The organism is Paenibacillus ilasis (genome assembly GCF_043195395.1).
Classification (GTDB): Bacteria; Bacillota; Bacilli; order Paenibacillales; family Paenibacillaceae; genus Paenibacillus_AQ; species Paenibacillus_AQ lautus.
On sequence record NZ_JBHDJG010000001.1, the window covers coordinates 2,442,453 to 2,454,550 of the forward strand.

At 46.0% G+C, this 12,098-nt stretch carries 9 protein-coding genes; 4 read left to right on the forward strand and 5 right to left on the reverse strand.

Going from position 1 to position 12,098, the window contains the following annotated elements; genetic code table 11:
• On the forward strand, positions 1-432 hold the full coding sequence (locus ACETK5_RS11310) for a universal stress protein (protein ID WP_394055672.1): 432 nt from the start codon (positions 1-3) through the stop codon (positions 430-432).
• 215 nt (positions 433-647) lie between these two features.
• Here ACETK5_RS11310 and ACETK5_RS11315 read toward each other — a convergent pair whose 3' ends face one another.
• The 3 genes from ACETK5_RS11315 to ACETK5_RS11325 all read right to left on the reverse strand — a co-directional run bounded on the left by ACETK5_RS11315 (position 648) and on the right by ACETK5_RS11325 (position 4,292).
• The gene (locus tag ACETK5_RS11315) at positions 648-1,538 is read right to left on the reverse strand and encodes a carbohydrate ABC transporter permease (RefSeq protein WP_100537313.1); all 891 of its coding nucleotides are present in this window, start codon (positions 1,536-1,538) and stop codon (positions 648-650) included.
• A gap of 65 nt (positions 1,539-1,603) precedes the next feature.
• Positions 1,604-2,494 carry an ABC transporter permease gene (locus ACETK5_RS11320; protein ID WP_394055674.1) on the reverse strand — a complete coding sequence of 297 codons (891 nt, stop codon included), beginning with the start codon at positions 2,492-2,494 and terminating at the stop codon, positions 1,604-1,606.
• Positions 2,495-2,591: 97 nt separating this feature from the next.
• On the reverse strand, positions 2,592-4,292 hold the full coding sequence (locus tag ACETK5_RS11325; protein WP_394055676.1) for an extracellular solute-binding protein: 1,701 nt from the start codon (positions 4,290-4,292) through the stop codon (positions 2,592-2,594).
• Between the two features lie 616 nt (positions 4,293-4,908).
• On the opposite strand from ACETK5_RS11325, the gene ACETK5_RS11330 reads away from it, so the two are divergent.
• The gene (locus ACETK5_RS11330) at positions 4,909-6,645 is read left to right on the forward strand and encodes a sensor histidine kinase (protein WP_394055678.1); all 1,737 of its coding nucleotides are present in this window, start codon (positions 4,909-4,911) and stop codon (positions 6,643-6,645) included.
• 5 nt (positions 6,646-6,650) lie between these two features.
• Positions 6,651-8,075: a response regulator gene (locus tag ACETK5_RS11335; protein ID WP_394055680.1), complete on the forward strand. Its 1,425-nt coding sequence runs from the start codon at positions 6,651-6,653 to the stop codon at positions 8,073-8,075.
• Positions 8,076-8,593: 518 nt separating this feature from the next.
• Here ACETK5_RS11335 and ACETK5_RS11340 read toward each other — a convergent pair.
• Both ACETK5_RS11340 and ACETK5_RS11345 read right to left on the reverse strand, forming a co-directional pair.
• A complete protein-coding gene (locus tag ACETK5_RS11340; RefSeq protein ID WP_394055682.1) occupies positions 8,594-10,207 on the reverse strand; it encodes an ABC transporter permease in 1,614 nt (537 codons plus the stop codon).
• A 23-nt stretch (positions 10,208-10,230) separates the two neighbouring features.
• Positions 10,231-11,112: an ABC transporter ATP-binding protein gene (locus ACETK5_RS11345; RefSeq protein ID WP_394055683.1), complete on the reverse strand. Its 882-nt coding sequence runs from the start codon at positions 11,110-11,112 to the stop codon at positions 10,231-10,233.
• A gap of 323 nt (positions 11,113-11,435) precedes the next feature.
• Here ACETK5_RS11345 and ACETK5_RS11350 point away from each other — a divergent pair, with 323 nt between their 5' ends.
• On the forward strand, positions 11,436-12,032 hold the full coding sequence (locus ACETK5_RS11350) for a TetR/AcrR family transcriptional regulator (protein ID WP_326113572.1): 597 nt from the start codon (positions 11,436-11,438) through the stop codon (positions 12,030-12,032).
• The last annotated feature ends 66 nt before the right edge of the window (positions 12,033-12,098 follow it).

The window sequence follows — 12,098 nt, forward strand, 5'->3', positions numbered from 1 at the left end:
ATGTTTGACAAAATTATGGTGGCCATTGATAAAGCTGAAATAACGAACAAACTCCTCGATGCAACCATTGAAATAGCACAAAACAAACAAACTCAAGTTACCTTAGTTAATGTCAGCCAGGAATATGTATCAAATGGCATGATATATGTACCAGAGAATTTCTTGGAGGAAATATTAAACGAAATGGAGAAAGCGAGTTTGGAACAGTTGCAACAAGCGAAATCTAAGTTAGAATCTGCGGGAATTAAACCGGAAATAGTTCATCTTAAGGGAGATCCTGCACATGAAATATTGAATTTTTCAAGGGATACCGAGCAGCAACTTATTATTATTGGGAGCCGTGGGCTAAGGGGCATAAAAGAAATGATGCTTGGAAGTGTCAGCCACAAGGTTTCACAGCTATCAAGTTGCCCAGTCCTCATTGTACATTAACTCCTTGGGGAACTGCAGAGATGATGAATAGTTATACTAACGGAGGGACGTTATAGTATGAAACATACAGCGGCATTCTAGGATATTTGTGTCCTACCATGCCGCTGTTTTTATCTCCCTTTAGCTGTTCAAATGCTGACGTTGAAGATGACAGGAGGGAGGGCCAGTCACTACACGGTGTTCCACAACGATCACCGCCATTCGGGCGCACTCGGCTACTCTTTAACCGAACCCAGCGTAATCCCGTGGATGAAGAAGCGCTGGAGGAACGGATAAACGATGAGGACGGGCAGCATCGCGATGAAGATCTTGGCGGCATCGAGTGTCCGGTTGGACAACTCAGACAAGCGACGGTACTGGTCCTCGGACATCGTCGATGGATCGACCGAGACGACGAGCTGCTGGATATACGTCTGGAGTGGATAGAATTGCTCACGGGACATGAAGATCAGACCGTACAAGAATTCATTCCAGTGATACACGATACTGAACAGCGAGACGGTCGCCAGCACCGGCACGGCCAGCGGGATGTAGATTTTGAACAGGATGTACCAGGGTCCCGCGCCGTCGACAAGGGCGGCTTCATCCAGCTCCTTGGGCAGGTTGCGGAAGAAGTTCATCGTGAGGATGACGTTGAAGACGAGTGTCTGCGCGCCTCCAACCAGGACAAGTGCCCAGATGCTGTTCAGCATGTTGAGTTCTTTGACCGTCAGATACAACGGGATCAGACCGCCGTTAAATAACATCGTGAAAATGAGAATCCACATGAACACATTGCGCCCCTTGAACTCTCTCGCTGTCCGCGAGAGCGGGTAAGACATAAGCACAACCGTGATAAAATTGAGCATAACCCCCAGCAGAACTCGCTGGGTCGAGGTCCAGAAGGACCGGAAGAACTGATTGTCATTGAGAATCTGGGCATATGCGTTAAGATTGAAATCGACCGGCCATAGCCAGACCTTACCGGCCGCAGCGGCAGAGTTGGAGCTAAGCGAAAGGGAGAACGTGTACCAGATCGGCAGGATGCATGACAAAGTAATGCCAATCAGGACTACAATCAGTATAATATCAGTCACTCGGTTGCCGAACGTCCGATCTCTGACCAAGGTCAGCACCTCCTACTCTAGTTGGAATGGGATGAGTTTAAATAGCTTTGCATCCGGATGAATTCTTAGAATATGCGATAGTTAACAAAACGGTATGCCAGATAATACGAGACGGATATCAGCAGGAAGCCCACAACGGACTTCAGCAGGCCGACGGCGGTCGCAAGTTCATATTGCAGGTTGAGCAAACCTGTTCGATAGACCCAGGTATCAATAATATCACCTGTAGAATAGATGAGCGGGTTGTACAGGTTGAAGATCTGGTCGAAACCCGCGTTAAGCACATTACCCAAGCTGAGTACCGTAAGCAATACGGCTGTCGTGCGAATCCCGGGCAGCGTGATATGCCAGAGACTTCTCCAGCGTCCCGCGCCATCGATGTTGGCGGCTTCGTACAGTGCCGGGTTAATTCCGGTCAGCGCCGCAAGATAGATAATGGTACCAAAACCGAATTCCTTCCAAACGTCACTGCCGACAACGAGGAACGGGAACAGCTGGGAATCGGCAAAGAACAGCTTGGGCTGGAATCCGAACAAAGCAGTCAATTGATTGACGGGGCCGTTGTAGGAGAACAGATCAAGTACAATGCCCCCCAGAATAACCCAGGATAAAAAGTGAGGCAGATAAACAATGGTCTGAATCCAACGTCTGAGAATCATCAGACGCAGCTCATTGAGCATGAGTGCAAACAGCAGAGGCGCAATCAGATTAGCGACAATCTTCATGGACGCGATGACAAGCGTATTGATAAAGACTTCCTGTGTATCCTTCAGCAATAACATATACTTGAAGTGCTCAAGCCCCGCCCAATCCGAGCCCAGTATACCTTTGCCAGGATTAAAATATTGGAACGAAATGACGATGCCGAACATCGGAACGATGCTGAAGACGAACAGCCATAGAAATCCCGGGATCAGCATCAGATAATAATGTTTGGCGAAACCTTTCATTCGCATGACAGCACTCCTTTCCCTGAATCCTACATCGAATGTTCCAGAGCTCCTGTCAGGTGCCCGGAGCTCTGGCTATATGGTTCGTTATATGCCTTAAGATTTACTTTGCCAGCGCGTCCGCAACCTCCTGAGTAATCTGGTCCCCGCCTTGACGCTTCCAGTTCTCGACGAAGGAGTCGAATGTCTCCAGCGGAGCCGCACCCATGATGATGCGCAGGAAGGTCTCATCCTCTAACTTGCGCAGATTTACCCAACGGCTCTCCATTAACGGCGTCTGCTCATACAGAAGACTGGTTACCTCCACAAACTCGGTATCAACCAGCGGCCTGCCGCCTACCATGATGGAGTACGCTCGAGTCCATGCCCCCCAGTTCGCTTCAGGGTTCCATGTTGAAAGATCCATAGAATCATAAGGCTCTTTTTTGATTGTCTTGATACTGGCGATGTCCGAAGGCAGCAGTTTGTAGGCTTTGTCATCCGCAAAATCCTCTGCGGTTTTATTGCCGGCCAGCACATCACGGAGGGCTTTGACTGTAAATTCAATTTCATCGGATGGAGCGTGTACCACGCGGAGCGGATAGTAACCGGGACCGCCTTTGCTCGGGTCAAAGGTGTTCTCTTGCTCGTTTTTAAACAAATTGTTAAGTAATTTCATAGGAACTTCTGGATGCTCGTAATCTTTCCGAACCACTACAAACTCAGTAGAAGGGGTAGCAGCATGTGGTCTAAATTCGCCATTTTCATTTAATGGCAGAGCATAAGCTTGCCAGTTGGCTTCAGGATCATTTTTTACAGCATTGGTTAGCGGGCCGTAAGCCATCCACCATGGCGCGAAGAACATACCGGATTTTCCGGCGATAATGGGCTCATCCGCTTTGTTTCGAACCCCCATCTCGGGATCGATCAGTCCCTTGGAATACAAATCTCTTAAACTAGCTAACGCCTCACGAGTCTCCGGCAGGATCGAGCCGTATACAGGGCTGCCATCCTCGCCCTCGAGCCAGTATCCAGGGAACGAGTCATGCGCGGAGAAAATGGCGTCAAAACCGTATAAATTGTTCTTGGACTCAAGGAAGTTCGCGTACAGCTTGCCACCACTCTCCGGTCCGGTGATCCCAATCGTATCGCGCTGACCGTTTCCATCTGGATCATCTTCGACGAAAGCACGGGCGACGGCCTCAAGCTCAGCCATCGTAGTTGGCGGTTCAAGTTTCAGCTTATCCAGCCAGTCTTGTCGAATCCACATGAGGTGAATGCCATCGGCATTGGCTTGCACACCCGGAAGGGCCATCATTTTACCATCGAATGTTACTGCATCCAAGGCAGCACCGTTGGTATTTTCAATGATTGTCTTTATATCCGGGGAAGCATATTGCTTATACACCTCAGTTAAATCGGCAATTTGGTCGGCTTCGACCATTTGGCGCAGCTCAACGGCATTGACGACCATAGCATCCGGCAAATCGTTACTTGCAATGGCGAGACTAATTCTCTGACGAAGATTCTGGCCAGAGGCAGCAAATTGATGATCGACGTCCACATTAAGCGCTTCCTTAATCTGACGAGTGTATTGATTGTCCAGCGGCGTGTCGCCAGGCGGCAATTCATTATCGGTGGGATCGATTTCAATACTGATGCTGATCTGGACAGGTTCTTCGTAGCGGCCAAATGGATCAGCGGGTTCGCTTGACTCCGCGCTTTTCTCCGGTGCAGCCGGCGTGTTATTCGTTGTATTGCTGCAAGCACCTAGTACGAGAAAAGAGGCCAGTATAAGCGCAAACATATTGGACTTGTTTTTCATAATTACACCCCTTCTTTCAGATTGAATGGAATTACTATCCTCATGGACCATTTAACTGTAACACAATGAAACCGTCTTCAAGGATAGAAGGTGGTTTCTAAATGAGGGGGTCATATGTACAAAAATTTACGGCTGTTCCGGGTTGTTGGACATTTCACCCACTAAGGAGCAGACATATGTCTACCCATGATTTTCATTTGAAGGATAACAGTTTAGGCACCTGATGTATTGAAATCTTTGCTCAATAATCATTCTTTATTTATGTTATATTCTAAAAAGAATTTTCACCTGTTTCTATTTATGCACGTCGTAGACCCTATCATTCAAAGAGAGGAGGAGCCCATTTCATAGGAGATTTTGAATGATCAGATAGAATGAGAGCAGGACCCTGTCTCGCGATCCAAAATTTCCGGATTACCGTAAAACGGTGGAAGAGAAATTAGCGGCTATGCAATTCAGAAAAGTTACCTTCACAAGTGATTGGAAGCGGTTACGATTTGCCCGACATGACACCGTTTTTGCGGTAATGATGATGAGATTCAGGGCCCTGGGAAACAACATAGGGGGGCGCTCGAGTTTACAGACACTTTATTAAGTAATCGATGGGGATGAAACGATGAAACCGGAAAAGGATTGGAAATCCCGCCTGAAGCGATTGACCTTGAAAAATAGAATTCTTTTACTGTTCGCCGCAGCCACATTGATCCCTTTCATCTGCACCTGTTATCTTTCATACAACACCATTACATCCATTCTGAATACGAAGCTGCAATCCGGCATTCAAAGCAATTTAAAGCAGGTCAGATTGTCGCTTGAGAACACGCTGGACAATCTGAATCACGTTTCCCAACAACTGACCTTTAAGGGGAATGTCGGTAGGCAGCTTGAGATGTTTTTGATGGCGAAGCAGCCCTATGACCGGAGTTATCTGACGGATGAAATCAAAAATCAGCTGAATCTCATTACATTCACGAATCCCAATGTCGGGTTAACGCTGTATTATTTACGCGACGATCAGACCACTCTTTTTGAGAATACAGGCATGAAACAACCATTCGATATCGATAACCTTCCAATCATAGCAGAGTATTATGGCATCACCTATTTTGGACCGCATATCAGTAATGATCGATTCAACAATCAATATGTGCTTTCCGCCTTGCGTAAGGTTGATTTGCCGGAGAGGGAAGATGCCTATGTCTACATTGAGTCCGGTTTCAAGCTGACGCAGAGCATTCTGGATTTGGATGAAGTCAGCAAGCATACCAATCATTTAATTCTGGACAACAACGGAAGAATTTCATACAGCGAACTTCAAGATATCTTTCCTGAAAATTCATTTTTTTCGGACTCACCAGAGCCTTCGCTGGTAACAGGTATTACTTCCGACTATTATTGGTATCGACAAGTCAGCAATCAGGGCTGGAGTGTGGTCTCACTTATTGCGCAATCCGACTACAACCGCGAGAAAAATCGCTGGATGATGCAGATGCTGGGGCTGGCGCTGCTGTTCGCTGTAGTCAGTCTGACGATTGGCGGGCTGTTATGGAAAATGGTGTACCGGCCGCTGTCACACTTCAATAAGGAGATCAAATCGATTGCGGGCAGCAATTTTAATGCGGCTGCCACCCATTCGCGCATCCCGGAATTTGAGATGTTGTTAAATCAATTTCAACATATGAAGGTTCAGATTACGCAGCTGTATTCTGAAGTCAAGGCCAAGGAGAAGCGCAGAGCGGATCTGGAGATCGAGAAGCTGCAGTATCAGATTAATCCGCATTTTCTAATGAATACGCTGGATACCGCACACTGGCTTGCCGTTATGAACGGTCAAGAGGAGATCGACAGGCTTGTCACTTCGTTGAACAAACTGCTTTACTACAATCTCCGCAAAGACAACAGTGTCGCGACGATCAGGGATGAGATTGACTCATTGAAACAATATCTCATTCTTCAGCAGATTCGATACAATTTTCAGTTCGATGTCCATATTCACGTGGATGACGCATTGCTCGAAGAGACAGTTCCTAGATTCATTCTGCAGCCGTTGGTTGAAAATTCGCTGTATCACGGACTAGATGACAACGGCAGGATCGAGGTGGAGGTTAGAAAGAGTGATAGACTAGAGATCGAAATTCGAGATAACGGTGGGGGGATCTCTAAGGATACGATTGAGGCATTGCTTGAGCAGGAACAGGCTGAACACCATCGAGTGGGAATGGGAATCGGACTGAATTATGTCAAACGAATGTTAGAATTTCATTACGAAGGGAAAGCGAGTCTTACGGTAACAAGCGAGCTTGGCATAGGTACCCGGATCATCATTTCGATTCAAATCGGGGAGGGGAATTAAACGAAATGATCCATGTTCTCATCGTAGACGACGACAAGCTTGTACGTAAGGGATTGATGTCCTTTTTGCCCTGGGAATCGTTCGGAATGAGAGTTGTAGGCGAAGCCGCTAACGGGGAGAAGGCGCTCGAGTTTCTGAAGGCGAAACGGGTGGATTTGTTAATGACCGATTTAGCCATGCCGGTGATGTCGGGCATCGAATTAATTCGGGTTGTACGCAAGCAATATCCGAATATCGCGATCGCCGTGCTGACGCTTCATCAGGATTTTGAATACATCCAGGAAGCGCTGCGACTGGGTGCCATTGATTACATCGCCAAGGTAGAGCTTGAAAAAGAACAGTTCGAAGAAGTGTTTCGGCGTATTCACTCGCGCATTGTGGAAGAGAAGCAGAAGCACAAAATTGAGTCGGATTCGATAGTAGAGGCTTGCTCTTGCGATACGGCCTATGCGCTGCTGAAGTTCCCGGATGAGCCATTAACAAGCAGAATGGTTGCGGATTGCGTTTCCTTGGGCTGGATAGCCGAAGCGGAAGGCTCTATTCTGTTGTGGTTGACGGATCTTGCCAAGGAGGCTCAGCCTCAAGGCAATGACAAAGAAGACCCGTTGCCGCCGCTTCCAAACGGAACGCGCAGCACCGGATGGCATATGGTGCGGCTGCGGCATACAGCCGATTTATCTCCATCCGATCTGCATCAACGGATACGGGTCTACAGGAGAAGAGATTTTTTCTACGACTGCGACGGCAATGAGACCTATCCGATTGAGAAGTCTGTCATGGAGCTGCTGGTGGAACATCCGGAACCGGGAGAAGAAGAGACGGACACTGTGAAGGAATTACTGCATGGCTTCACATGGGTTCATGACGATGAGGCCTTTGATAAGCTTTGTAGTCGATTAAAAGAGCTGCGTATCCCCGTCTCCAAACTAATGCAATGGATCTACGGATTTATGGTTGACTGGAACCGGCTATATAGAGCGATACAACCGGATGATATCAAGCTGCCTGACACATTTACCTGCTGGCGGGAGTTTGCGGACTGGATGAAACAATTCAGGGAAAATGGGATAACGCGCTCAGGCAGCCTGCAGCTGAGCCCGGAAGTGAGCGGCAGCATTATGTCCGCGGTCAAGATCGTGCACGACGAACTTGAGTTTCCGTTATTCGCTATCGATGTTGCGAAGCGGGTCAATCTGAGCCGAAGCTACTTCTATCAATGTTTCAAAGAAATCGTAGGCTATTCCTTCAATGAATATCTGCGCAAGGTACGGATCGATAAAGCGCGGGAATATCTGGAGCAGACGGCCAGGCCCATTGTCTGGATTGCCAAGCAAACCGGATACGAGGACGAGAAATATTTCAGCAGAACTTTTCGAGAACAGACAGGCATGCTGCCGAGCGAATATAGACAGCGGTATAAGTCGAGGTAGAATAAGAGCTTTAATAAGGAGGGATGGGCAGCCATGTCTGGATCGGCTCAGCAAGCAGCTGGAAATCGTATGAATAGTATAACTAAAATGATGACAACAATCATATCTCATGTGAACAGCTTTCTGAAAATGAGATTAAATCAGTAACCGATGCCCTAACAAGAGAGTTGGGGAGGCGAATTCAAAATTTAATCCCAGAACTCACAACATTTAATCAAGATGAACTGGTTGTCATTAGTAATGTAATCGGCTGCTTTATTCTGTTAAGAAACGGGAGAATCCAATGTAATTACAACTCATATTTGAGGCGAGTATTTAAAACACTGGTTAATGCCCTTGAAGGAATGAGGGTGCTGTGGAACCCTGTATTGAATGTTTGGCTGCGACCTATATAAAGAGCGAACCGGTCTTGTGACCATCTATAAAATGCAAAAAAACGGGCCGAAAATTCACGTTTCTGCCCGTTTTTTGCTCGATTTTTGTTTCAAGGATAAAGTAATGATGAATATATTTTCCTGCTAAGCTCCTTCAACCATATCCCGCTTGCGATATCCAATATAGCCCATGACCATCAAAGCAATACTGATCGCTGTGATCGTCATAAAGGTTGCAGCATCAAAAGGATCTACCGGCATCCGCGGAATCCAACTTTGAACGGCTGTTTTCGAGAACCATTCGGGCAAATCCAAAATGCCGCCAAAGTAGTTTAATGCAAAAGAATAGCCAAGATACGCATATACGGCTTTGCCTAGTCTTGGTGCCCAACCTAAAGCCAATGCGGCAAGTCCGGTAAAGAACAACACGGAAGGAAGGAAGTTATAGCCAGCAATGAAAAAATCCCACATATTCATGGGCGAGCCGTCACCCAGGGCAGAAATGGCCGTCCCGCCAAGTCCGCTTGATGCGAGCAAAATGCCAACGAATCCAGCAACAATGGCCAAAATGACACTCGTCCAATAGAGCTGAGCTCGGGTCACTTTGGTAGCATAAAGCTGGCTTAAATGCAGCCGTGTTTCTTCCGTGAACAGTTTGTTTACGATCGCAATCGGCAAAATGGAAACCAATCCAATCATGACCATCATAACGGTCCCGGTAAAGGCTTCTTCGATGGAAACGCCGGATATCGTAAACATTTGACTCATAATTTCATTGCTCTCAAGGAACGTCTGCATATCTCCATAAATCGAACCATAGGCAGCTCCCATGATGACGAAAGCAATCAACCAGCTGACCATTATGCCTTTGTTCAGCTTGGTAAACAGGCCAGGTACGGACAGCAATGATTTTTTTGCCGATTCCCGGCCTTCTCTTTCAGGCAAATAACCGGCACCCATATCCCGACTGCCTTCAAGGGCAAAAGCAATGATCACGACAATGATGCTGAATACTATAGCCAACATCAGGGGAGCCCCATTATTTTCAGTAAATGGATAAGTCAGATAAGTCCACCCCATCGGATTGATCATGGAGAAGTCAACATTCGACACATCTGTTCCGGCGCGGAAAATATAAAGCAAGCCTACAATTCCGAGCGATGAACCGGTTGCACCGGATGAAGTCGGCATAATTTGCGCCATGACTAAGGCAATTGCCGCTCCCAAAATCCCGGCCATCCCGATGGATGCACCAAACAAAAAGGATCCTTCGGCCGAAATCGTATCTACGCCATAGCTAGTCATCATTCCGCCAATCACGAGCGCTAATAGAATATTGATCATGACGACCTCGGCAATTACCGCAAGCGAATTGGCTTGACGGCCTACTTGAAAAGAGCGGACAAGTTCAGTGAGCCCGAGATCTTCTTCTTTGCGAGTATGGCTTACCACATGTAAAGCAGCGATAATCATCGCAAACAAACCGCAGAATAACAACATTTCGTGCGCATACATTGCACCCAAAGTATAATCCGCTGCGGTCTCAACCGGTGTCGGACCAACCATGGAAATCATGGCAGGATTTTGCAAGGTTTCATACATTCCCTCCAAACCTTGCCCCTTGCCGATTTCTTCAAAAGCAGGAACAAAAGCGGCCGAAAACAAGCTTAAACCTAAAATCCAGATGATGTTTTTTTTCCAATCACGTTTCAGATATTGGACGAATAGTACACTCGAACGTGCAAATTTTTCTTGCATCCTAGTCTCCTCCGTTTCCGCTCTTAGACTTCATAATGACGCATGAATAAGTCTTCCAGCGTAGGCGGCACGGACACGAACTTCATGACCCCCAATTTTGCCGCTTCGGACAAAATATCATTGATACATTCGTTATCCGCGGAGAATGTCGCTTGATTGCCGGATTGCTTGAAATCATGGACACCCTTAACGGATGCCATTATAGTCACATTGCCTTGCGTTACCATCGTTACTGTAGAACGGGTTAAGTGACGCAACTCATCCAAAGTCCCGGTTTCAACCACTTTGCCTTGGCGAATGATAACCACTTTATCGGCCAGTCGTTCCACTTCGCTCAAAATATGAGAGGACAGCAAGATGGCTTTTCCCGCAAGCTTGATTTTTTCGACTTCATCCTGGAAGACGGCTTCCATCAGCGGATCAAGGCCGGAAGTCGGTTCGTCGAAAATATACAAATCGGAGCTAACGGATAAAGCCGCAATCAAGCCGACTTTTTGCCGATTTCCTTTGGAATAGCTTTTGGCTTTCTTCTTAGGATCCAATTCAAACCGTTTAATCAAATGGTCGCGTTTATTCTTGTCTCCGCCGCCATGCAATTTCATAAATAAATCAATGATTTCGCCGCCTGTTAAGCTGCCCCATAGAGACACGTCCCCAGGAACATAAGAAATTCGTTTATGAATCTCAAGGCTGTCTTTCCATACATCCTTGCCAAAGATCTTCGCATCCCCGGCATCCCGATGAATGATACCGAGCAAGGTGCGAATCGTTGTGGATTTCCCCGCGCCGTTCGGCCCGATAAAGCCGACAACTTCCCCGGCATTTACCGTAAATGACACGTCATGCAACGCTTTGAATTTCCCGAATCTTTTTTGCAAGCCTTGCACTTTTACAATTTTTGACATAGCACTAAAACTCCTTCTTATCCAGTTTTAGTAACGTGCTTTCCAGTTTAAACCAAAGCTTCATTTCAATAAAAAAACGAACTATTAATTGATGATAAGTTCGTATATTTATATTATTTGCTTTGTTTTAAACCAAAGTTCATTTACAGTTTCAGTTATACACCCGATTATGGTCATAGTCAATGCAAATAAAACTAAATTAAGAACTCTGATTCGTTTGATAATTCATTATTTCGCGATATAATAAATAGGAAGGAAAAATACGAACTAAATCCTCCTTAAAATATTTTTTAGTCATAATAGCCAGAAAGCAGGAATAAGGAATGAATGGTTTTGAAAGAAGGACGCAAGAGAAGAAAAATCAAGTGCTAGAAGCAACTTTTAACTTGATAAATACCAATGCGGGCATCGAAAATGTAACGGTGGATGAGATTGCTAGATATTCCAATGTCGGTAAAACGACGATTTTTAAGTATTTTGGGAGTAAAGAGAACCTGATCCAGGAGGTTTTTAAGTATTTTTTAACTCAAATGGGGGAAACGGCCCGAGAAATCATGGCCAAGAATAAACCTTTCGAAGAAACGATCATTGCCATGAGCCAGAACAAAATTAATTATCTGGAAAAAATCAACAAACAGTTTTATTTGGATTTAATGGATTATTTTACGAAGAAGGACGATGACGGATTATCACTGATGATGCAGCAATACGTCAAGGAAAGCTACAGTCTAATGTTGGATTTATTTCACCGCGGGCGTAAAGAAGGCAAGGTTGATCTAAAATATTCGGATGAATTTCTTCTGATTTATTTCCAAGCCCTGGTTGAAGGAATCTCCAGCCCCCATATCTACCCGAAGATTCTCCCTTACACCGCCCAATGGACGGAGTTGCTGATAAAAGGTGTTGCACCAAGCAAATAAAGGACTTAAAAATTCCCGCATGAAAGGAGCTTTCGTCCAACGACCAAACCATTGAAAATCTACATG